We start from the raw sequence: 23,266 nt of genomic DNA on the forward strand, positions 1-23,266 counted from the left end.
CAGCAGCAGCTCCACGAGCGCCTGACCGAATCGGTCGGTACGCAGCATCGGCTTGGGGGACAGGAAGAGCGCCCAGATCACGACAGTGAGTACGAGGAAGCCGATGCCGCTAATGATGCCGGGGAAGGGCAGCGGCCACGAAACGAAGCCCCACACGGTGATGATGGCGACGGTTGCGAGATGAAACAGTGCGCGCACGACCTGCAAGATGGCGGTCGAACGGGGGGCCTGGGGCTCTGTGGTGCTTGTCACAGAGGTCAAGTGTACCCGGCTCCTCTTGGTGAACCCTGGCTCACGTGGTTCACTGCACCAGCAGCAGCGTGGTCCATGTGCCTTGCCCGAGATATTGTGAAGTTATGAACCATGAGGGGCCAGTTTCTGGCGTGCGCAACGTTCGTGTCTGGGAGGACGCGACGGTGACTGATGCGCCGGGATTCTCGGCCCCCACCCGCGTCGGCTGGGATGGTGGTCGCTTTCGAGATCCGTTGGCTTCCCCGGGTGCGCATGCGCCTGATCGCGCACTCGCGCAGCACGGCGGCAACGACGAAGCAGAGCTCGACGGATCCGGGCTGTGGCTCATCCCCGGCCTCGTGGACGCTCACCTGCACGCCGGGTGGCAGGCCTTTAATGAGCACGACCGCGATCGACTGACGCCAACGCGTACCCGCGAACTCGTCGCCCAGGGGCTGCACCGCACGCTCGCATCGGGCTTCACGAGCGCCCGCGACGCTGGCGGACTCACGTTGGAGGCTATGGCCCGGATCGCAGAAGTCGAGCGGCCACGGCTCCAGGCCTCCGTCGCGCTCATCGACCGGGCCACGGTCGAGCGTGTGGGCGGACTCGAGCGAGCCGTCACCGCGGTGCTAGATCGCGGCGCGAAGTGGGTCAAGCTGGTTGCGACAGCGGGGGTCGCATCGCCGGCGGGATCGGGGCTCGAGCCCCTCTTCACGGCCGCCGAGGTGCGTCTCGCCGCCGAACTCGCGGCCGGCGCTGGCGCCGGACTGATGGTGCACGCGTGGGGTGGCACGGCCATCGACCACGCCATCGAGGTTGCAGACGCATTTGTGTCGGGTGGCGAGGCCGCTCCCATCAGCTTCGAGCACGGCATCCTTCTCACCGCCGATCAGGCGGCTCGTGCGGCCAAGGCCGGGCTCACCTATGTGCCGACGCTGCGGATCTACACTCTCGTCCAGGCGATGATTGCGGGCGGCGAACTGCCCGCGAGCTTCGAGCCCCGCGTGCGAGAAGCCGTGCACGCGCACCCGAACGCGGTGCGCATCGCCCGCGACGCCGGGCTCGCCATCGCGCTCGGCACCGACTATGGCACCCCCTCCCAACACGGCACGGGGCGGCTTGAGTTCGACGCAATCGTCGAGTCGGGCCTGACGCCGACCGAAGCTCTGGTGGCAGCCACCCGCGGCGGTGCCGCACTCATGGCGAGTGTCGATCCGGATCAAAACCCGGCCCTCGCGGGCCGCATCGCCCCAGGGGCCCCGGCCGACGCCGTGCTACTCAACCGGGATCCGCGCGAACCCGGGGCGCTCTCTGCCCCCGGTGCCGTGGCGGCCGTCATTCTTGCCGGGCGCGTGGTTGCGCCGGCATTCTTCGAAAGGAACCCATCATGAAGATCTCAGCACGCGCGCCGCGGCTCGCGGTTGTGGCGCTGGCCGCGGCCCTCGCGTTCACCGGTTGCGCACAGGCCCCGGCCGCTGAAACGGGCGGCGGGAGCGGCGAGCCGGTCGCGGGTGGCACGCTCACCTTCGGGCGCGCGGCCTCAGTGACGGACCTCGACCTGCACCAGCAGATCACGGCCAACAACGCATTCGCGATCGACAAGATCTTCGAGCCGCTCGTGAGCTTTGACGAGGCGGGCAAGATCATCCCATGGCTTGCCGAGTACGAGGTCTCTGACGACGGGCTGAGCTACGTGTTCACGCTGCACGAGGGACTGAAGTTCTCTGACGGCACCGATGTGACGCCCGCCGACGTCGTCTTCTCACTGGAGCGACACCTCAACATGGAGGGTTCGCCGCTACCGATCGAGGCGCCGGTCTCTGCGATCGAGGCGACAGGCGACCGAGAGGTCACGATCACACTGGACTCGCCCTACACGCCGTTCCTGGCCGAGCTGGCGGGATTCTCGAACGGTGTGCTGCCCGCTGATTTCGGCGGCGCGACCGAAGAGGAGTTCTTCAAGAACCCGGTCGCCACGGGACCGTGGGTGGTAGACGCGTGGGACCCGAACGGTGACCTGTCGTTCGTGAAGAACGAGCACTACTGGCAGGACGGAAAGCCGTACCTCGACGAGCTCGTCTACAAGTTCGTGGCCGACCCCACCCAGCTGCAGCAGCAGCTCGTCGCCGGGCAGGTTGACGCGGTCGAGCAGGTGCCCGCGGCAAACTCGGCCGAGGTATCGAGCAATGCCGCACTGCAGCTGATCGAGGCGCCTGGCTGGTCGGCTGACCAGGTGTTCTTCAACACCCTGAACGAGCACTTCGCCGATGAGCACGTGCGCCGGGCCATTGCGCACGCCATCGACCGGGACGGCATCGCGCAGGCCACGAGCTTCGGCACAGCCGAGGCCGCGAACGCGCTCGTTCCGCCAGCGATCGAGTACTCGGCCCAGGACGAAGGGTTCGCGCTGGACTACGACGTCGACGCGGCCAAGGCCGAGATCGCGAAGTCGGGGTTTGCCGACGGCTTCAAGGCGACGCTCGCGATTCGCAACGACCGGCCCGAGTTCGGGCAGATCGCGCAGATCGTGCAGGAGCAGCTCGGTGAGATCGGCATCACCGTCGGGATCGAATCGCTCGACTACGCGGTTTTCAAGGAGCGTGTCTACGGCAACCTCGACTACGACTTCATGATCAACAACGGCCAGGCCGACGCCCCCGATCCGAACGGCATCATCTCGTTCCAGACGGATGTCACCGGGTTCTCGAAGTCGTACTGGACGAGCTTCTCGGACGCCGAGGTGAACAAACTCGTCGAGCAGGGGCGCGTCACCCCCGACGGACCCGAGCGTGAGCAGGTGTACTTCGACATTCAGCAGTTGCTGGCCGAGAAGGCGCCGTTCATTCCGCTGCAGTTCCCCGCGAACCTGCAGGGCACGTCGGCCGCAGTCCAGGGCTACAGTCTGCTGCCCAACGGCTCGGTGCGTTTCCAGGACGCTTGGATCCAGCAGTAGCGGTAGCGGTGGATAAGGCAGAGCCGACGCGGCGGGGGTTCACGTGAAAACTCTCGGGGCTGTGCCCCGCCGCACCCCTCACTAGGAAGCTTGATAAGTAGTAGTTTGTACGGGATGAGTGAGCAGCGGGATTTGAGGCACGTTGGGGGCGGCAACTCTGACTCCCGCACAGTGCGCGCCCTCACAACGGTCGGCCGTGCCGCCGGGCGCACTCTCGCGAACATCGTCCCGGTCATGGCTGGTGTTGTCGTCGCAGTATTCTTCCTTCTGCGGCTCGTGCCGGGCGATCCGGCATCGATGATTCTTGGCGACCGTGCGACGCCAGCACAGCTCGAGAAGCTGCGCGCGGAGATGGGGCTCGACCTGCCGCTCATTGAGCAGTTCGGCAACTTCGTCATCGGCATCGTGACGCGCTTTGACACCGGCAACTCCCTGATCACCGGGGTTTCGACCCGCGAGGTGATCCTCGACAAGGCACCCATCAGCCTCGGAATCGTCGGGCTCGCCGTGCTGTTTGCCGTGGCGATGACGGTACCGCTCGCCCTTGCCGCGGCCCGCAACAAGGGCGGCGTCGCCGACCAACTCGTGCGCATCATTCCCACAGTCGGCATGGGCATGCCGATGTTCTGGATAGGGCTGCTGCTGATCATCGTGTTCGCGGTGCAGCTGGGCTGGTTTCCGGTCGGGGGAGTGGCGACCGGGCCGATCGGTACCCTGTGGAGCCTCGTGCTCCCCGCCCTTGCGGTCGCGATATCGCTGGTGCCGCCGCTCGTGCGGTCGCTGCGGGCTCAGCTGCTCGAGGTGGTAGACGCAGACTTCGTCACGACGCTGCGGGCCGCGGGCGTCCCTGAACGCAAGATTCTCACCCGACACATTCTGCGGGGTGCGGCATTGCCGACGCTTGCCCTGTTTGGGGTCAACGTCGCCTACCTGATCGGCGGCACCCTGGTGGTCGAGAAGGTATTCGGGATCGGTGGGGTGGGAACCTTGCTGTTTCAGTCGATTGGGAGCCGTGATTTTCCTGTCGTGCAGGGCATCGCGCTGTACTGCGCCATCGCCGTGGTGCTCATCACGCTGCTGGTCGATGCGCTCGCGGTCTGGATTGACCCGAGACTGCGCAGGGGACGGCCATGACCGAACAACCTACTCGTAACGTTCGCGCCCAAACTTTCTGGGGTCGGGCGAGGCGATCCGGCACCCTAGTTTCTGGTGTGTTGCTACTTGCGATCATAGTGGCCGCGGCGATTGCTGCCCCCTGGATCGCGCCGCACTCTCCGACCGCGCAGAATCTCACCGGTGGCCTCCTGCCGCCCTCACCCGAGCACTGGTTCGGCACCGACCAGCTTGGCCGCGATGTGTTCTCCCGGGTTCTCTTTGCGGCGCGCACTGACCTCTCGCTGGCGTTTGCCGCAGCCATTATCCCGTTCGTGATCGGCGTTACTGCGGGCCTGGTGTCGGGCTACTTCGGGCGCCAAACCGATTGGGTAATCTCGCGCGTGGTCGATACGGTCATCGCATTTCCGTTCTACGTCATCGTGATCGCGATTGCGTTCGCATTGGGGGCCGGGCCAGCGGGCATTGTCGTCGCCTTCGCGCTCGTTGGCTGGGTGGGCTACGCCCGTGTGATCCGGGTGCTCACGGCATCTATGCGCGAAGAGGAATGGGTTCGCGCTGCGCGCGGCGCGGGTCTCTCCCATGCGCACGTGCTGGCCCGCCACGTACTACCCAACGTGCTGCCGCAGGCCGTGGTGCTGTTCATGAATGAAGTGCTGCTCATCATGGTCGCGATAGTGACCCTCGGCTACCTGGGCCTCGGCATCCAGCCGCCCACGCCGGACTGGGGAACGATGATCGCCGAAGCCCAGCCGTTTGTCACGACGAAGTGGTGGCTTGCGGCGCTGCCGGGGCTTGCCGTGGTGGTGACCGGAATTGGGCTGTCGCTTACGGCCGACGGTCTCGGTGATGCGCTGCGCGTCCGGGATGCGGCTGGTGGACGCGGTTCCCGCGTCGTCAATAGATCTCCTGCCCCGGCGATACCGGGGGTCGCGCTCGCGCGGGGAGCGCTGCGAGTGGCGGACCTCACGATCCGCCCGAGCGATAACAGCTCATCGATCGGTCTCGTACGCGGCATCTCGTTCGCGGCCGTGCCGGGCGAGGCGCTCGGCATCGTGGGCGAGTCGGGATCTGGCAAAAGCCTCACACTACGCGCCCTGCTCGGGTCAATGCCCGCAGGCGTATACGTTTCGCACGGCTCCGCCGAGACCGGCGGACGCGTCGGCATGGTGTTCCAGGATCCGCTGACCGCGCTCGACCCACTGACCCGAGTGGGCACGCAACTCGGCGAAGCGGTCGCCGCTGCCGCAGGCTCCGAGGGATCGGCTACTGGTCGCGATCGGAAGCACGAACGCACAGCCAGAGTGCGCGAACTTCTTGCACTCGTGCAGCTGCCGGGTGACCGGATCGCCCGGGCCTATCCACACGAGCTCTCGGGTGGGCAACGGCAGCGCGTGGTGATCGCGATGGCCCTCGCATCGAACCCCGACGTGCTGCTGTGTGACGAGCCCACGACCGCGCTCGATGTGACCGTGCAACGCGAGGTTCTCGAACTCCTGCGAGACCTGCGTCGCACCCGCGGGCTCACGCTCGTGTTCGTTAGCCACGACCTAGCGGTGGTCTCCACAATGTGCGAGCGCATCCTCGTCATGCGTGGCGGGATGCTCGTGGAACAGGGCAGCACTGACGATGTGCTGCACATTCCCAAAGATGCATATACTCGCATGTTGCTCGACGCGGTGCCGCAACTGCCTCCGCTCGCGTCCGACACCTCAGCTGTGCCCAGCAGCTACGCCAGTGTCGTTCCAGTTCCGGTTCCTGCGCTCGAGGCACGCAGGTTGGACCTGTCCTACGGCACGGGTGCGCTCACCGTCGAAGGTGTCGAGTTTGCGATCGCGCCCGGCGGCTCGCTCGGGATAGTGGGGGAGTCCGGTTCGGGCAAGACCACCCTGGCCAGAGCGCTCGTCGGCCAGCTCCCGCTCACGGGCGGTGATCTGTTGTTGGACGGGGTTCGGCTCCCGGTCCAGCGCCCGCGCGAGTTATTGCGCGACATCCAGCTGGTCCCACAGGACCCGGCTTCAGCATTGAACCCGCGGATGCGCATCGGAGATGCCCTCGGTGAGGTGTTGCGCCTTGCTGAGTACTCCCAGCGCGATGCCCGTGAGACGGTAGCCACCAGCGTCCGCGCGTCGCTCGCGCGCGTGCGGCTCGATCCGGATCTCGCCTCCCGCTATCCCCACGAACTCTCGGGTGGCCAGCGGCAGCGGGTCGCCATCGCCCGGGCGCTTGCGACGAACCCGCGCGTGCTCGTCGCCGACGAGCCGACGAGCGCACTCGACGTGTCCGTGCAGACCGATATCGTGGCGCTGCTGCAGGAACTGCGCGCCGAGCTCAGGCTCACCCTCATCTTCGTGTCTCACGATCTCGCGGTCGTGCACGAGCTGTGCGACACCGTGCTGGTCATGCGCGGAGGCCGAGTCGAAGAACAGGCGGGCCCCGAGTTCTTCAGCCACCCGCGATCGGCGTACGGTCGCGCGCTTCTGGACGCGGTGCCGCGGCTCGAACGCTAACCGTGCTCGCTCGCACCATCTCACCCGCTCCCGGGTAGGTGCGGCAGCAATTGGCCTGCGCTGCGTGGCCACGCATTGATACGCTGTAGCGACACCTCGCTAGGAGATTCCATGGACGGCATAATGAATTGGATCGAGCGTCTCACCGACGGCTCGATGTTTGCTGGTGGCATTTTCTTGATCATCGGCGTCGTCGGCGCGGTGCTGCTGCTGATTTCCCTACTGCTCGATGGCGTGTTCGATGCCCTCGACTTCGGTGACGGCCCACTCAGCCTGACCTCGATTGCCGCCTTCACCGCGATCTTCGGCTTCACCGCCTTCGCGAGCGTCGGTGCGGGCGTTGCCACGCCGATTGCTGCGCTCCTTGGTGCACTGGCCGGTGTCGTGGGCGGCGCCGCTGCCTGGTGGCTTTCGCGGCTCATTCGGGGTGCTGAGTCGACCACCGCCGTGAGCGGCGATGAGCTGGTCGGGGCTATCGCCGCAGTGGTGCTGGCGATCCCGGCGACAGGACTTGGCGAGGTTGCGCTCACCCGTCACGGTGAACGTGTCTCGCTCGCGGCGTCGGCTGACTTTGCCATTGCACGAGGCGCCTCCGTGCGCATTGTGCAGGTCATTACGTCGACGTCGGTGCGGGTCGAGCCCGAACATGCCGACCGGGGCGGGCTCGGAACGGCAGGCGATCCGAAGCCTTCCTCCGGTGAACCCGGCACCCCAGACGGCGTGTGACCTCGCGCATCACTTGTAGGACCCCCGAACCCCCAATCTTTTTCCACGACAGCACACATTGAAACGGAGCATCTATTGTTTCTCGCAAGCCCGGCGATAGTCGGTATTTTTGGCGCGGTGATCGCGCTCGTGCTCGTTGCACTGGTCATCATCAAGCGCTACCGCATCGCGAAGCCTGATGAGGCGATCATCGTTACCGGTGGCAAGGGCAAGGAAGTTGTCGACGCCGCAGGTAACCGCAGCCGCGACCTCTCGGGCCAAAAGGTCGTGACCGGCGGCGGCGTCTTCGTGGTGCCGTTTGTGCAGAAGTCGTTCTCGATCTCGCTGCGTTCGCGCCGGCTCTCGATTACCACCGAGGCGCAGACCACCGACGGCATCACGATGCAGGCGCAGGCCGTTGCGGTCGTGAAGGTCGGAGGGTCTCAGGAGATGATCCGGGCCGCGGCCCAGCGATTCCTCTCGAACTCAGACGAGATTGACGAGTCGACGCAAGAGGTGCTCTCGGGCTCGCTGCGTTCGATCATCGGTGGTCTGACGGTTCTCCAGATCATTCGCGACCGCGCCGTCGTTGCGCAGAGCGTGCTTGAGGCGGCAGAAGAGGCGCTCACCAAGCAGGGCCTCGTCGTTGACACGCTGCAGATCCAGGAGATCCGCGATGGCGCCGACTACATCACCAACATCGGTCGTCCCGAGGCTGCGAAGGTGCGTCAGCAGGCAGACATCGCCGAGACAAACGCCTACCAGGCGTCACAGGAAGCGAAGATCGCCGCCGAGCGCGTGCTGCTCGACCGCAACCGCGAGCTCAAGCTGCGCCAGGCCGAGATTCAGGTCGAGACCGACAAGGCTAACGCGCAGGCGTTGGCCGCCGAGCCGCTCGAGCAGGCCATCCAACAGCAGGCCATTGTTGAGCAGCAGCAGATGACCGCCCAGAAAGAGGTCGCGCTCAAGACACAGCAGCTGAACGCTGACGTGCGCGCGGTCGCCGAGGCCGAGGCTTACAAGGTAGAGGCGCTCGCCAAGGCAGACGCAGCCGCAGCAGTTTCGACCGCCGACGGTCGCGCGCAGGCCATCGAGCGCGAGGGTCTCGCCAACCGCGCCGCCCGTATCGCCGCTTCTGAGGCGCTCGAGGCCGAGGGCCGGGCTGAGGCCGCGGCGCTCGAGGCACGCGGTACTGCCGAGGCCGCCGCCATTGACGCCCGCGCCCGCGCACTCGAGACCCAGTCGCAGGCTGTGCTCGCGCAGGAGCTCATCCACCTGCTGCCCTCGATCGCATCCGAGTACGCACGTGCGATCGGCTCGATCGACAACATGACCGTCGTGTCGGCCGACGGCGCCTCAAAGGTCGCCGGCGATGCGATGGGCAACATCAAGGGCCTGCTCGAGATGGCCAAGGACACGGTCGGCATCGACCTCGTCGGCATGCTCAACGGCGTGGCGGGCGGCGCTGCGGCTGGTGCCGCAGCCGGTCGTGCATCACGTGGCGATGCGGTCATCGTCGCGACGCCCGCTGCTGGGGCGCACGCCGAAGCTGCTGATGAGCCTGCTGGCTTCGGTGCCGGATCGGTGGCTTCGCCCGCTGCTTCGCCCGCTGCTGAGTCGCGTGCTGCGGAGACACCCAGCGCCGATCAAGCAGAATAAGGGGTATGGCACAGCGCAGACACCTTTCGGTGACGGCGGAGGTCGAGTCGGTACTCGGCCCTCCGCCGGCGCAGCTGTCTGAACCCGAGGTGATTGTGCTGCGCATTCGCCCTCACGCGCGCCGGTTGCTACTGCCCATCTTCGCGTCTTGCGCGGTTGCCGCCGCGGCCGGGTTCTGGGTGGGTGCGCTCCCTGCTGACTGGATGAACGTGCTTGCTGGGGTAGGCGCGCTCGTCTTGGCGGCGGTCGTCGGGCTGCTGCCGCTGCTCTCGTGGCTGACGCAGCGCACCGTCATCACCTCTCGTCGCGTAATTGTGCGTCGAGGGCTGTTTGTGCGGCACCGATCAGAAGTGCAGCTGAGCCGGGTGCGCGAAGTGCGCATGCGACGCAAACTGTTGCAGCGGCTCTGGGGTGCGAGCGACATAGCACTTATGTTCGGTGCAGAGGACGTGACCCTGCACGACGTGCCAGGAGCCGAAGTTGTCGCCGAAGCACTGCACGATCTCATGGAGCGCAACTATGCGCATGCAACCCGGTCACAGGGCTTTTTCTCACCTACGCCACAGGATTTGGGATCATAAACCAAGCATTGAAGGATATCGAGGCGACGGACACGCTTGCGAATGGTGAAGGCGTCAATAAGGACCTGACGTGTGTCTTCCTCAATGGTCTCGTGTTGATGCTCGCTATGTGACTACGTAACGACAGACATCTGTTCGGCCACGGTCGCCACGTCTATGTGGTGCGCTGGATGAGCACGTCGATGAGCTGCCCGGCCATCTTGACGAGCCGCTCAATTTCGTGTTCGTCGCGATCCACCCAGCGGCACTCGGGGTCGCCTACTGGCACGAAATTTTCGTGGCGTTCCCACACCATGAGGGTGCGCTCGGCACCCAGCACATACTGTTGCCACCACACCTGGCGCAGGTAATTGCGCGGGATCGTGCGCCACTCCTTGTTGGTGGTCTTGATCTCCGCGAGCTCAATGGTGCCGTCCTCGCGCTGCACCACTCCGTCGGGCGTCGCGAGATGTCTCAGATCGAGCTCCGCATGAAACAGTGCCTGGCTCGGTTGAATGCCGTAGCCCTGTCGCACCCAGGCCGCAATTTCGGGCTCCCTCGCCCGGCCATGATCGGTGAAGGCGTTGCCCGAAAAATTGGTGCCAAAGAGCTTCGCCTGGGCTGCTGTCTCAATCGACCGGGGGGTCGAGAGCTTGGCTACGTCGGTCGCAGTGATTCCGCGAGAGCGAGCATGCATCCACGCATTGTGATCGGTGCCGTCGGTGACAATTCGATGGCTGAGTGCTGGGGCATTGTGAAACACCCCTCAAGTCTCGCACGAGCTGGCTTGGAGGCGGGCAACCCGAAAACATGGCCAGTGACACTTTTGGAGAATGTATAGGAGTTCAGCTCATCCACAGTCGATAGGAGGATTCTGTAAGGATGAATTCCAATACACTGACACGCATCGATGGAGGGAAAGTTCGCGCCCTGGTGGTTGATGACGAAGAATCGATCACCCAACTGGTTTCCATGGCCCTCCGCTATGAAGGGTGGGAGGTACAGACAGCCTCCACCGGGCAAGAAGCGCTCGAAAAGATGCGCTCGTTTGAACCCGACGTCGCCGTACTGGACATCATGCTCCCAGATTTCGACGGGATGCAGCTGCTGTCCCGGATTCGCTCCGACGGTGACATGTGCCCGGTGCTGTTTCTGACCGCACTCGACTCGGTCGAAGACCGCGTCAACGGCCTCACCGCGGGCGGCGACGATTACGTCGTTAAGCCATTCAGCCTTGAAGAGCTCATTGCGCGTCTGCGTGGGCTCGTGCGCCGTTCACAGATTGTGCTCGCCGAACGCCCTGATCCGGTGCTGCGTGTAGGCGATCTCACCTTGAACGAAGACAGCTATGACGTGAGCCGCGCTGGCGAGCCCATCGTTGTGACGAACACCGAGTTTGAGCTGCTGCGCTATTTGATGCGCAACCCTGGCCGCGTACTCTCCAAGGCTCAGATCTTGGATCGCGTGTGGGCGTACGACTTTACGGGCAAGTCGACCGTTGTCGAGCTGTACATTTCGTACCTGCGCAAGAAGATTGATGCCGGTCGTGAGCCGATGCTGCATACCGTGCGCGGTGCCGGGTACATGCTGAAGCCCGCCGCGTAACATCCATTGTCAACACGGTGAAAGTCGTGCTATAGTTGTCTCTGGCCATAGACCGCCGGTAAGAATCGCAAGGTTCTCAGAACGTTCACGCAAGTGAAGACCAGCGCAGGTGCGAGACTCCTTGAGTCAGGGATCGAAAGGTTCCGAGCAGAATGAAGCTCCGTGCGTGCGCGCCGGAGCTTTTTTGTTTTTGGGTAACCGCGACAAAATTGCTTCGTGCGGCACGGCCCCCGATGGCATCCGCCGATCGGGTACGACAAGCTAGGGAGCGCCATGGCTACAAAGGACGCTACGGTTTCCGATCTTCAGCGCAAGTTTGAAGAGTCGAACGCCGTTCTGCTGACTGAGTACCGCGGTCTCACGGTTGCACAGATGCGGGAACTCCGCACCAACATCCGTGAGCACGCGACGTACGCCGTGGCGAAGAACACGCTAACCAAGATTGCGGCTAACAACGCCGGAGTCACCGCATTTGATGACGAGCTCGCCGGTCCTTCGGCTCTCGCCTTCGTGCATGGTGACACCGTTGCGGTTGCAAAGGCAATGCGTGACTTCGCCAAGGCAAACCCTCTTCTGGTGGTGAAGGCGGGCTACTTCGATGGCAACGCCCTGACCGCTGCTGAGGTAGGCAAGCTTGCCGATCTTGAGAGCCGCGAGGTGCTGTTGGCTAAGGCCGCTGGCGTCATGCAGGCTGCTCTTGTCGGAGCTGCACAGCTCTTCGCTGCACTGCCCGCAAAGGCCGCTCGCGGCTTCGGCGCGCTGCAGGAGAAGCAGGACGCGTAAAGACTCGGCTCTTGCCGATCGGTACACAAAAACCCGCTCGTGGTGCGTAAGCGCCCGAGCAAACATCAAGGAGAAACACAATGGCTAAGCTTTCGACTGAAGAGTTGCTCGCACAGTTCAAGGAGCTCACCCTCATCGAGCTCTCCGAGTTCGTTAAGGCCTTCGAGGAGACCTTCGACGTTTCGGCTGCTGCTCCCGTTGCTGTTGCAGCTGCTGCTGCTCCGGCTGCTGAGGCTGCTGAAGAGAAGACCGAGTTCGACGTTGTCCTCGACACCGTTGGCGACAAGAAGATCCAGGTCATCAAGGTTGTTCGCGAGATCACCGGCCTGGGCCTCGGCGAGGCAAAGGCTCTCGTTGAGGAAGCACCCAAGAACGTCCTCGAGGGCGCTTCGAAGGATGCAGCCGAAGAGGCAAAGAAGAAGCTCGAAGAGGCAGGCGCAGGCGTCAAGCTCGCGTAAGTTTTTTCGCTTCTGCGAATTGGGGCGGGTCACCTTCGGGTGGCCCGCCCTTTCGCGTTTTTGCGGGGGATAGCGCAACAGGCCGCAAGCTGGTATTGTTTTTCGGCTGCGCCGATCCCGCGCTCACGAGGCGCAGGGGGCTCGCAGCCTACGAAAGGATCCTCGTGGCACTCATCACCCTCGTGTTACGACACGCAAAACGCTATTGGGTGTTCATCGCGCTCGTGGTTCTGCTGCAGCTTGCGGCCACCATCGCCGCGCTGTGGCTCCCCAGCCTCAACGCCCAGATTATTGACAAGGGCATCGCCAAGGGCGACACCGCGTTCATTTGGAACACCGGCGGTGTCATGCTCGCGATCTCCCTTGCACAGGTCATTGCGGCCGTGGCTGCAGTCTATTTCGGCGCTCGAGCCGCGATGGGCATCGGCCGCGATCTGCGCCGCGAGGTGTACCGAAAAGTCGATTCGCTCTCAACGCTCGAAGCCACCAAGTTTGGGGCTGGCACGCTCATCACCCGCGGCACCAATGACGTGCAGCAGGTGCAGATGCTCGTGATGATGACCCTGAACTTTATGGTCACCGCGCCGATCATGGCCATCGGCGGCATCATCATGGCGCTGCGCGAAGACGCCGGAATGTCGTGGCTTGTATGGGTATCGGTCGCGGTGCTCGCTGTGATCGTGAGCTTTCTGGTCTGGCTGCTACTGCCGCTGTTTCGCAAAATGCAGGATCGTGTTGACAACATCAACGGGGTGCTTCGCGAACAGATCATGGGCATTCGCGTCGTGCGTGCCTTTGTGCGCGAGCGATTCGAAGAGGGTCGCTATGAGGTGGCCAACCGCGACATCACCGATGTTTCGGTGAAGGTCGGCAATATTTTCGTGCTCATGTTCCCAGTGATCATGATGGTGCTCCATATGGCCACCGCTGCGGTGCTGTGGTTTGGTGGGCATCGCGTGGACGCGGGTCAGGTAGAGATCGGTGCACTGACCGCCTTCCTGCAATACCTGCTGCAAATTCTGATGGCGGTCATGATGGGTGTGTTCATGACCATGATGATTCCCCGCGCTGTCGTGTGTTCCGAGCGCATTCGCGAGCTCCTCGAAACGAAGTCGAGCCTGGATTTCCCGCGCAAGGCTACGCAATCGACGCCCAGCGAGGGACGCGTGGAGTTCTCGGGGGTGACCTTCGGGTTCCCTGGCGCTGAAGAGCCCGTCGTGCGCAACGTGAATTTCGTCGCGGAGCCCGGCCAGACGACCGCGATCATTGGCTCGACGGGCGCTGGGAAGACGGTGTTGCTGAATCTCCTGCTGCGCCTCTATGACCCCCAGTTTGGTGCGATCACCGTCGATGGGGCCCCGATACACGAGCTCACGCGCGCCCAGCTCGCGAGCTCGGTCAGTCTCGTGCCGCAGCGCCCCTATCTGTTCTCGGGCACTATTGCCTCCAACCTGCGCTTTGGCCGCAAGGATGCCACTGACGCTGAGCTGTGGGAAGCCCTTCGTGTTGCGCAGGGCGACGACTTCGTGCGCGACAAGGAACTGCAACTCGATGAGCCGGTGTCCCAGGGCGGTACTAGCGTCTCGGGGGGTCAGCGTCAGCGACTCTCGATCGCCCGCGCACTGGTCGCTAAGCCGAGGGTCTACCTGTTTGACGACTCCTTTTCTGCGCTTGACGTTGCGACTGACGCGCGGTTGCGCCGGGCACTCCCCGAGGTGACCGCTGGGGCGACGGTGATCGTCGTCGCACAGCGCGTGTCAACGATCGTCGATGCCGACCAGATCCTTGTGGTTGAGGCCGGTCAGATTGTCGGCCGCGGCACCCACCAAGAACTGCTTGAATCCAACGAGGTGTATCGCGAGATCGTGAGCTCTCAGCTGACCGAGGCGGAGGCCGCATAATGGCAAAGCACGAGACCACAGACACCGCTGAGTTCGAGCTCCCCGACGACTACCAGCCCGACAATGAAGACTGGGGTGGGCAGCCGGCTAAGAAGGCGAAGCACTTCTGGCCCGCGGCGAAGCGTCTGATGGGGCTGATCGCCCCCGAGAAGTGGCTGTTCTCCTTTGTTGTGCTGCTCGTCGTGGGATCCGTGGTGCTCACGGTCATCGCGCCTCGGGTGCTCGGCGAGGCCATGGACGTCATCTTTAACGGTATCCTCGGTAAGGGATTGCCGAAGGGCGTGCCGCTCGAGACGTTGATAGATAAGGCCCGGGCCGACGGCAACTCGCAGTACGCCGACATGCTTGCGGGTGCCAACGTTGTGCCCGGAGATGGCATCGACTTTGGCTCACTGTCGCGTCTGATCCTTGCGGTCCTTGCGATGTATCTCGTGGCATCGATGCTGATGTGGTGGCAGGGGTATCTGCTCAACAAGCTCGTCATGCGCATCGTGTACAAGCTGCGACGCGACATTGAAGAGAAGATCAACAGGTTGCCGCTTGGCTACTTCGATAGCCGCCAGCGCGGCGACGTGCTCTCGCGCGTGACGAATGACGTCGACAATATTCAGCAGGCACTGCAGCAAGCGTTTTCGCAGCTCGTGCAATCGGCGCTCACGGTCATTGGTATCGCGGCGATGATGTTCATCGTGTCTTGGCAGCTCGCGCTGCTCGCACTCATCGCTCTGCCGCTGTCGGCGATCATCGCCGGCGTGGTGGGTGTGCGTGCCCAAAAGTTGTTCGTCGCACAGTGGAAGCACACGGGTGACCTGAACGGCCACATCGAGGAGTCGTTCACCGGTCACGAGCTCGTTCGCATCTTCAACCGCGACGTCGAGATGACCGAGGAGTTCGACCGCCGTAACGAGGGCCTGTTCCAGTCGGCGTACAAAGCACAGGCGCTGTCGGGCACCATCATGCCGGCCATGCAGTTCGTGCAGTACCTCAGCTACGTGCTGATCGCAGTCGCGGGAGCATTGCGGGTGACCGCGGGCCAGCTCACCCTGGGCGATGTGACCGCGTTCATCCAGTACTCGCGTGAGTTCTCGCAGCCCATCGGCGAAATGGCGGGCATGGCAAACATGCTGCAGTCGGGTGTCGCCTCGGCCGAGCGTACGTTTGAACTGCTCGACGCCGACGAACAGGATCCAGACGAGGTGAGCGAACACCTGCCCGAGCGCACCGATGGCCACGTTGAGTTTGAAAACGTCACGTTTAGTTACGATCCCGCGCAGCCCCTCATCGCCGATCTGTCGCTCGAAGCGAGCCCCGGCCACACCGTGGCGATCGTTGGCCCGACCGGTGCGGGCAAGACGACCCTTGTCAACCTGGTGATGCGGTTCTATGAGCTCGATGGCGGTCGCATTCTGCTCGACAACGTCGACATCACCAAACTGAGCCGGGCCGAGCTGCGCGGGCACGTGGGTATGGTGCTGCAGGATGCCTGGCTGTTTGAGGGGACGATCCGCGAGAATATTCGGTACGGCCGCCTCGACGCGAGCGACGACGAGGTGGTCGCGGCCGCGCAGGCCACGATGGTCGACCGATTCGTGCGCCAGCTACCCGAGGGCTACGACACCGTGATCTCCGAAAACGGTTCGTCGTTGTCTGCCGGAGAGCGTCAGCTGCTCACGATCGCGCGCGCGTTCATCGCGAACCCCTCGCTACTGATTCTCGATGAGGCCACCTCGTCAGTGGACACCCGCACCGAGGTGCTCGTGCAGCAGGCGATGCGAGCGCTGCGCGCAGACCGCACCTCGTTTGTGATCGCGCACCGGCTCTCGACGATTCGTGATGCCGACACCATTCTCATGATGGAGTCGGGCAACATCGTCGAGCAGGGCACTCATGACGAGCTGATTGCGCTGCACGGGCCCTACTACGAGCTGTATCAAGCCCAGTTCGCGGCCACTGAAGAGGACGAGGAAGGGCCCGCCGAGTAATGGACAGGTGATGGGGGGAACGGCAGTCGAGACGCGCGCTCGAGGCGAGTGACCTGGAGAGCTTTCCGGTGGGTATCGCCGAGGGCGAGACTCGCGGAAGCCGCATCAAGTGGCTGGTAGTGGGGGTCGGCTGCCTCATCGCCGCCGGGTGGGTGGCAGGCAACGGTCTTGCGAGGGTCGAGACAACCTCAGCGCTCGAGACAAATTCCGTGGTCGGCCCCCTAATGGGCGCGGGCTTCTTTGCGGTGCTCGCGCTGTTTAGCTTTGGGTTCGTGGTGCGGCCTCGGTCGACGACTTCGTTTCGGCTCATCAACGCGACGGTGTTGACGCGCGCCGAGCGGCCAACTGCGGACTCCTGGGTGCACCTGGCGCAAACCAGCACGCAGGGGCTTCCCACGATTCTGGGGTTCTCGCTCGCGGGCCTGGTGTGCACGGGTATCGCGGTGTATGCGGGGCTGCAAGCGTTCGGTGTCATCCCGCAGGTAAACACCGATGTCAGCGCGGCCGGACCGGTACTCGCCACGCTGTTCATGAGCGTCCTGGCAGCATTGCTCCTCTGGATCGCGTCCCTGGCGATCCGGCGCCAGATTCGCAATGGCACCGTCGGGGCCCGCCCGAGCGGTGTCGCGCTCGGTGAAACTGCAGTGGCGGTGAACGTGCCGGGTCGTGACGTCGAAATCCCGTGGACCCAGATCAGTAGCATCGATATCGCCGCTACTCTGCCCGCCGCCAACGACCGCCCGGTTCCCCCGATGATCCGGATCACGCTCACTCTCGGCCCGGTGCCCGAGCGCGTGCAGATGCTCGCGGGCTCGGGGTATCGGGTGCCGGTGAGCGCACTGTATACCGCGCTGCGCTGGTATCTCGCACGGCCAGACGCGCGATGGGAGCTGGGCCGGATCGAGGGGGAGCGGCGGTTGGCCGCCTGGTGTGCGGCGGGTCGCGGCGTCTCGAATTCGCGGTAGGCCGTAGTTCCGGTACACTAATTGAGCCCCCCATGTGGCGGTATCTTGGTGAACTCCCCTAGGACGGAAACGTAGCAAGGGTAGCCAGGCTCTACCGGGTACATGGGGGGTCTTTTGCTATAGGACAAAAGGGGCTTAGAAGCGACTTCTGGACGGTATTGCTTCTAGCCCTTCACGATACTCGGCGGCGACGAACGTGAACGGGCCCGCATCGCCGCGAGGTACCAGACCGCGATCACGGTGATCATTGCTGTCTCCGCGCGTTTGTGGTGCTCCATCAGCCATTTGGGAAGGTAAGTGCCCTGGCGCAGCTTTGGGGCCGAAACATCGATCGTTCCGACCCGGGTATCGAGATCGCAGTGCAGCTAGCCAATGGGCTGCGCCGTGCGGTCGGGGCAGGACGTGCCCCATTTCGCACCAACCACGGCCTCGGCGTCCGAGGACAGAACCGCATTGATCATGCTCGGTAGCAAGCTGCGCATCAAATCCGGCAATGCGTCAGAGAGGGCTTCGCTAAGAGTTTCGTCAGGGTCGACAAGCATTTGTAGCGGACATCGAGATAGTTCCAATCGAGTGAGAAGTAGTGAGATTTCTCGAAGGATCACACGATGACCGCGCTCGCGTCGATAGAGACGAGCTCGATCACAGCGTGTTACACGACTATGCGGAACTCTGCCTGCCTCGCCCCTTCGCTGTGCGTGGCCCCGTGCAGCGATCTGCGTATTTTGCGTCGACAATGCGGGTAGTTGGGGGTTCCGCTGCGTGATTGCGCGCGTGAAGAGCTCAACCCTGTCAGTGGAAGTGCGACAACTACGGAGACCGTTGCCACGCTGCAGGGAACTTCGGTTTACTGGCATATGTCCGAAAGCAACTCGCTCGAACGACAACGCGGGGCAACGTGAATGCGCAGCCCGGCCCTCAAGCCCACAGTGTTTTGATGCTGTGATCCCCAAGAACGCCTGCCGGTCCCCACCCCACCATACCCGGCGGGCGTTCTCCTTTTCCGGGGGGCGAGGGACGCTCCAATCAGGGCCCGACGCTACGATCGAAGGCATGACAGGTAATCGCGGCACCGCCATCGTCGGGTCTGGCCCCAACGGACTCGCAGCCGCGGTCACCCTGGCCCGGGCGGGTGTTCCAGTCACGGTCTATGAAGCCGCAGAGACGATCGGCGGCGGCACCCGTACCGCCGAAGTGGTGGAGCCGGGAGTGTTGCACGACGTGTGCTCGGCCATTCACCCCACCGCGCTCGCCACCGGATTCTTCAGAGCGTTCGAGCTCGAGAAGCGCGTCGGCTTCTCGATCCCCGCAGCCTCCTACGCCAACCCGCTCGACAAAGACGGCGGCAGCCCCGATGGCCGCGCCGCGATCGCCTACCGCGATCTCGCCCGCACCGCCGAGGAATTGGGCCGCGATGGCAAGGCCTACGCCCGCCTGTACGCCCCGATCCTGCACCGTATGGAGGGCGCGATCGACTTCGCGTTTGGCGGCAGCATGCTGCGCTTTCCGAGAGACCCGATCGCAGCTCTGGTGACCGGCCTCGCGACTCTGGAACAAGGCACACCGCTCTGGAACCTGCGCTTCACAGAGGAGGCCGCTCCGGCGCTGGTCTCGGGCGTCGCCGCCCACAGCATCGGCCGGATGCCTAACCTCGCGACCTCAGCCGTCGGCGTGATGCTCGGCGCGCTCGGGCACGACCGCGGCTGGCCGGTTCCTATCGGCGGCTCGCGTTCCATTGCCGAGGCAATGGAACGCGACCTCATCGCGCACGGGGGCCGCATCGAGACGGGCCACGCCATCGACGACGTGCGCGAACTCGACGGGTACACGAGCGTGCTGTTTGACACCTCGGCTCGCGGTCTCGCGAACATCGCGGGGGAGCGGCTGCCGGCACGGTATGTGCGCGCGCTGCGCCGGTTTCGCTACGGCGACGGTGCAACGAAGGTTGACTTTGTGCTCGACGGGCCGATTCCGTGGTCTGATCCACGCGTTGCCGAGAGCCCAACGGTGCACCTCGGGGGCTCCCGGGCCGAAGCCGCCCGCGCCGAGGCCGCAGTGGCACGCGGCGCGCACCCAGAGCGGCCCTATGTGCTGCTCGCTCAGCCGACGCGATTTGATCCGGATCGCAATGCCCCGAGCAAGAACGCCGTATGGAGCTATACCCACGTCCCAGCGGGGTCGACGGTCGATGTCACCGAGCGGGTGATCGCCCAGATTGAGCGCTTCGCCCCGGGATTTCGGGATCGGATCACGGCCGTCAAGACCACGACTGCCGCGGAGCTCGCGAGCTACAACCGCAATTATCACGGCGGCGACTTCAGCGCGGGTGCCGTGACGCTGCCGCAACTGGTGGCGCGACCCACCCTGTCGGCCACGCCCTGGCGCACTCCCACCAAAGGGCTCTATCTGTGCTCATCATCGACGCCCCCGGGCCCTGGCGTGCACGGGCTCTCGGGGTGGTACGCGGCGCTTGCGTCGCTGCGCACTGACTACGGGCTGCCCGCCCCGGATCTCGGCCTGTAAGCGTTCTGCGCGTGGGACGGGTCGCCTGAGAAAATGTGCGGGAAAGAATCCGTTATAGACGCATCGTAAAGCGGATTCTTTCCCGCATATTTTCACGGTCAGGCGCGTCACGGGGGTCGCGTGTGACCCCAGACGGAGTGGCCTGTGAATAAGTCACGCGGGTGTCGGTGGCCGCAGGTACGATAGATCCGTGGTTGCCGCACTGTATCGCCGTTATCGGCCAGAGTCCTTTTCCGAGATGATCGGCCAGTCTCAGGTGACTGAACCGCTTATGACGGCGCTTCGGAATGGCCGAGTCGGGCACGCGTACCTGTTTAGCGGCCCGCGTGGCTGCGGCAAGACGACCTCGGCCCGTATCCTTGCGCGCTGCCTCAACTGTGTTGAGGGGCCCACCGACACCCCGTGCAACGTGTGCCCGAGCTGCATTGAGCTCAGCCGCGATGGCGGCGGATCGCTCGACGTCGTCGAGATTGACGCGGCGAGCCACGGTGGCGTTGACGACGCCCGCGATCTGCGCGAGCGCGCCGTGTTCGCGCCCGCCCGTGACCGCTTCAAGATCTTCATCATTGACGAGGCCCACATGGTGACCTCGGCAGGCTTCAACGCTCTGCTCAAGATCGTGGAGGAGCCGCCGCCGCACGTGAAGTTTGTGTTCGCGACTACCGAGCCCGAGAAGGTCATCGGCACGATTCGCTCGCGTACCCACCACTACCCGTTCCGGTTGATCGCACCGGGCACCCTGATCGACTACGTGCAGGAGCTCTGTAACTCCGAGGGCGTGCAGGTCGAACCCGGCGTGCTGCCACTCGTGGTGCGCGCGGGCGGCGGGTCCGTGCGCGACACCCTCTCGATTCTTGATCAGCTGATCGCGGGCTCCGAGGGCACCCTGGTCACAGCCGACCGTGCCGCCGGGCTCCTAGGTTTCACGGGCAGCGAGCTGCTCGACGAGGTAGTTGCGGCGTTTGGCGCTCACGACGCGGCCGCGGCCTTCCGTGCCACCGACCGCGTGGTGCAGACCGGGCAAGATCCGCGCCGGTTCGTCGAGGACCTGCTAGAGCGGCTGCGCGACCTTATTGTCGTGAGCGCCACCACCGTTGAGGGCGCGGCCGCCGTGTTCCGCGGGGTGCCGCAGGATCAGCTCACGCGCATGTTTGATCAGGCGCAGCACTTCGGCTCGGGTGAACTGTCGCGCATTGCCGACGTCACAAGCGAGACGCTGGACCGCATGGTGGGGGCGACCGCCCCGAAGCTGCAACTGGAGCTCATGATCGCTCGTGCGCTCGTCGCGCTCGACGAATTGCGCGCTGGTGCTGGTGCCGGGTTCGGAGCCGGTGCAAACCCGATGGCCGGGCAGATGGCGAACTCTGCGCAGGCCGGTGCGCAACGTCAGCAGCAGATGCAGCCGGCGCAGCAGCAGTCGCAGCCCGGGTTCCAGAACCCGCAGCGTCCGCTTGCACAGGCTCCGTCAGCAGCGCCCGTTCAGGCACAAACCCCTGTTCAGCCGCAGGCCGCCGCTGTGGATCCGATCTCAGCACTGGCCGCCGCACGTAGTGCGGTGACGCAGGCTCCTGCTGTACAGCCTCCGGTTGCACAAGCTCCGGTAGCGCCGTCGGGTGCTGCCGCGCCTACCTCGGGCCAGCCCACATCGACGCCGAACGCGGCCCAGACCGCCGCTTCGGTGCGCGACTTCTTGCGTGGGGATGTGGCGGGTGCTCAGCCGGTACAACAGCAGCCTGCCCAACCACGGGCGGATCAGGCACAGCCGGTCCAGGCTCCTCAGCCACAGCCTGCACAGCCTGCAGCCGCAAGGCCGGCGGTAGACGGTTCGGCACCCCACCCCAACGAGGGCGCAGCCGGGTTCGGCCGACCCATCTCTGACATTTTGAGCGCCGCACAGATTGCGAGCATCGGCACGGAGCCGACGAAGCCGGCTCCCGCAGCGGCGGCGCCCGCCCCCGCGCAGCAGACGGCAGCTCCCGGCCAGCCCGCACCGAGCCAGCCTGCGCCGAGCCAGCCTGCTGGCACGCAGCCAGGCGCCCCCGTGTCCAGCCCTGAGGTCGGCGCCGCAGACGTAGACGCTGAGCAGGAAGACGAGTTGGCCGGCGGCTTCAGCGACCTGCTCGAGGTGTGGCCCGACCTGCTCGAGGAGATTCTCGAGCAGAATCGCGACGCTTGGAACGCCGTGAAGTCGGTGCAGCCGCTCTCGCTCGAGGGTGATGTGCTCACCGTGGGCATGACGTCTCGCTCAGACCTCGAGTCGTTCAAGGCGGCTGGCGCAGGCCCCCTGCGTGAGGCAATCCTCTCCGCCGTTGGTATTACGGTGAGGTACGTACCGCGCCCGATCCAGCCGGGTACCGCGCCAGCAGGCGCGGCACAGCCCAGCGAGTCGGCGGATCCCGCCGCAGAGGAGCCCCACCGAGCCCCGTTAGCGTCACCCGCAACACAGAACCCTGAACCGGGGGGCAACGCGTCGACGAGCAGTAGCGATCCCGTCGAACGCGCCGCCGCCCGGCTGAGTGCGCTCGGCCCGGCACTGGCCGCCCCTGCGTGGGCGGATCCCGTGCGTGAACCGGCTTCCGCGCCGGCACCCACATCGTCCGCGCCTCCGACGGTGCCTGCGCCCGCCGCTGCCCCGGTGACCTCGGGGACACCTGCGCCGGCCGCTCCCGCTCCCGTGTCTGTTGCCCCTGCTCCTCCGGCGCGACAGGTCGCGGAACCCGAGGGAGCAGCCGCTGCTCAGGACAGCCCTGCAGCACACGTTTCAGGATCAACGGCTGACGCTGACCCGGCGCCCGAGGCGCAGCAGACTCCAACGGAGACTCACGCGTCGTCCCAGCCTGCTCCGGCTGAACCCACACCTGAAGTGCAGCCGGCACCGCCCGTGCCCGCAGAACCGACACCGCCGGTAGCCCCGCAGCGCCCGGCGCCCCACGCGCCTGCAGCGTTTGACGACCCGTATGCGAACGATCCGTACGCGGGCGAACCGAGCGATGACGCAGACGGTGACCCGTATGCGACGGCAGCGCCACGCGATTTCGCACCCGCCGCCCCGGCAGCGCCCGCATCACCGGAAGTACCGGCTGCCCCGGCACCCGCGCCGACTCCGGCCCAGGTGACCGCCGATCCGGCGCCGCAGCAAGCAGCACCGCAGCCAGAAACTCCGCAAGCACCAGCCGCGGCCAACACGGCATCGCCGCGGTTCACGCGCTACGGTGAAGCCGTCGTGCGCGAGACGCTGGGCGCGCGCTTCGTCGAGGAGCTGCCGATCGCTCCGGCGAACCCGCAAGACTAGCCCGACGAAGCAGCAACACTCAC

At 64.9% G+C, this 23,266-nt stretch carries 17 protein-coding genes, 1 other RNA gene and 1 pseudogene; 16 read left to right on the forward strand and 3 right to left on the reverse strand.

Annotation, left to right across the window (positions count from 1 at the left end; genetic code table 11):
• The coding region (locus tag C795_RS15445) for a DUF2568 domain-containing protein (protein WP_017793055.1) at positions 1 to 252 on the reverse strand (252 nt) is incomplete at its 3' end.
• Between the two features lie 131 nt (positions 253 to 383).
• Here C795_RS15445 and C795_RS0107070 point away from each other — a divergent pair.
• The 7 genes from C795_RS0107070 to C795_RS15455 all read left to right on the forward strand — a co-directional run bounded on the left by C795_RS0107070 (position 384) and on the right by C795_RS15455 (position 9,755).
• Positions 384 to 1,625, forward strand: coding sequence for an amidohydrolase family protein (locus tag C795_RS0107070; RefSeq protein ID WP_017793056.1), 1,242 nt, complete (start codon positions 384 to 386; stop codon positions 1,623 to 1,625).
• Entirely contained in the window at positions 1,622 to 3,187 is a 1,566-nt protein-coding gene (locus C795_RS0107075; protein WP_017793057.1) for an ABC transporter substrate-binding protein, read from the forward strand. Before C795_RS0107070 ends, C795_RS0107075 begins: the two co-directional genes overlap by 4 nt.
• A gap of 114 nt (positions 3,188 to 3,301) precedes the next feature.
• A complete protein-coding gene (locus tag C795_RS0107080; protein WP_017793058.1) occupies positions 3,302 to 4,321 on the forward strand; it encodes an ABC transporter permease in 1,020 nt (339 codons plus the stop codon).
• Positions 4,318 to 6,810, forward strand: a complete 2,493-nt coding sequence (locus C795_RS0107085) for an ABC transporter ATP-binding protein/permease (RefSeq protein ID WP_083879158.1) — start codon at positions 4,318 to 4,320, stop codon at positions 6,808 to 6,810. Before C795_RS0107080 ends, C795_RS0107085 begins: the two co-directional genes overlap by 4 nt.
• 111 nt (positions 6,811 to 6,921) lie before the next feature.
• Entirely contained in the window at positions 6,922 to 7,536 is a 615-nt protein-coding gene (locus C795_RS15450) for a hypothetical protein (protein ID WP_017793060.1), read from the forward strand.
• 75 nt (positions 7,537 to 7,611) lie between these two features.
• A complete protein-coding gene (locus C795_RS0107095; protein WP_017793061.1) occupies positions 7,612 to 9,174 on the forward strand; it encodes an SPFH domain-containing protein in 1,563 nt (520 codons plus the stop codon).
• Positions 9,175 to 9,179: 5 nt separating this feature from the next.
• Entirely contained in the window at positions 9,180 to 9,755 is a 576-nt protein-coding gene (locus C795_RS15455; protein WP_051053773.1) for a PH domain-containing protein, read from the forward strand.
• Positions 9,756 to 9,909: 154 nt separating this feature from the next.
• Here C795_RS15455 and C795_RS0107110 read toward each other — a convergent pair whose 3' ends face one another.
• Complete coding sequence (locus tag C795_RS0107110; protein WP_083879164.1) at positions 9,910 to 10,431, reverse strand: YqaJ viral recombinase family protein; 522 nt, start codon at positions 10,429 to 10,431, stop codon at positions 9,910 to 9,912.
• A 185-nt stretch (positions 10,432 to 10,616) separates the two neighbouring features.
• Here C795_RS0107110 and C795_RS0107115 point away from each other — a divergent pair, with 185 nt between their 5' ends.
• The 7 genes from C795_RS0107115 (at position 10,617) to ffs (ending at position 17,546) form a co-directional block, all read left to right on the forward strand.
• Positions 10,617 to 11,339 carry a response regulator transcription factor gene (locus C795_RS0107115; RefSeq protein ID WP_026139512.1) on the forward strand — a complete coding sequence of 241 codons (723 nt, stop codon included), beginning with the start codon at positions 10,617 to 10,619 and terminating at the stop codon, positions 11,337 to 11,339.
• 273 nt (positions 11,340 to 11,612) lie between these two features.
• Entirely contained in the window at positions 11,613 to 12,122 is a 510-nt protein-coding gene (gene rplJ, locus C795_RS0107120) for a 50S ribosomal protein L10 (protein ID WP_017793066.1), read from the forward strand.
• 80 nt (positions 12,123 to 12,202) lie between these two features.
• Complete coding sequence (gene rplL, locus C795_RS0107125; protein ID WP_017793067.1) at positions 12,203 to 12,580, forward strand: 50S ribosomal protein L7/L12; 378 nt, start codon at positions 12,203 to 12,205, stop codon at positions 12,578 to 12,580.
• Between the two features lie 164 nt (positions 12,581 to 12,744).
• On the forward strand, positions 12,745 to 14,481 hold the full coding sequence (locus C795_RS0107130) for an ABC transporter ATP-binding protein (RefSeq protein ID WP_017793068.1): 1,737 nt from the start codon (positions 12,745 to 12,747) through the stop codon (positions 14,479 to 14,481).
• Positions 14,481 to 16,463, forward strand: a complete 1,983-nt coding sequence (locus C795_RS0107135) for an ABC transporter ATP-binding protein (RefSeq protein ID WP_017793069.1) — start codon at positions 14,481 to 14,483, stop codon at positions 16,461 to 16,463. Before C795_RS0107130 ends, C795_RS0107135 begins: the two co-directional genes overlap by 1 nt.
• A gap of 68 nt (positions 16,464 to 16,531) precedes the next feature.
• Positions 16,532 to 17,428 (forward strand): hypothetical protein, encoded by an 897-nt coding sequence (locus C795_RS0107140; RefSeq protein WP_017793070.1) that lies wholly within the window; start codon positions 16,532 to 16,534, stop codon positions 17,426 to 17,428.
• 21 nt (positions 17,429 to 17,449) lie between these two features.
• An RNA gene (ffs, locus tag C795_RS16870) (signal recognition particle sRNA small type) lies at positions 17,450 to 17,546 on the forward strand.
• Between the two features lie 82 nt (positions 17,547 to 17,628).
• Here ffs and C795_RS17540 read toward each other — a convergent pair.
• Positions 17,629 to 17,970: pseudogene (locus C795_RS17540) on the reverse strand (transposase); the annotation flags it as partial.
• A 511-nt stretch (positions 17,971 to 18,481) separates the two neighbouring features.
• Here C795_RS17540 and C795_RS0107150 point away from each other — a divergent pair.
• Both C795_RS0107150 and C795_RS0107155 read left to right on the forward strand, forming a co-directional pair.
• On the forward strand, positions 18,482 to 19,951 hold the full coding sequence (locus C795_RS0107150; protein WP_017793072.1) for a phytoene desaturase family protein: 1,470 nt from the start codon (positions 18,482 to 18,484) through the stop codon (positions 19,949 to 19,951).
• Positions 19,952 to 20,141: 190 nt separating this feature from the next.
• Positions 20,142 to 23,243 carry a DNA polymerase III subunit gamma and tau gene (locus tag C795_RS0107155; RefSeq protein WP_026139513.1) on the forward strand — a complete coding sequence of 1,034 codons (3,102 nt, stop codon included), beginning with the start codon at positions 20,142 to 20,144 and terminating at the stop codon, positions 23,241 to 23,243.
• Positions 23,244 to 23,266 lie beyond the last annotated feature (23 nt).

The organism is Leucobacter salsicius M1-8 (genome assembly GCF_000350525.1).
GTDB lineage: Bacteria > Actinomycetota > Actinomycetes > Actinomycetales > Microbacteriaceae > Leucobacter > Leucobacter salsicius.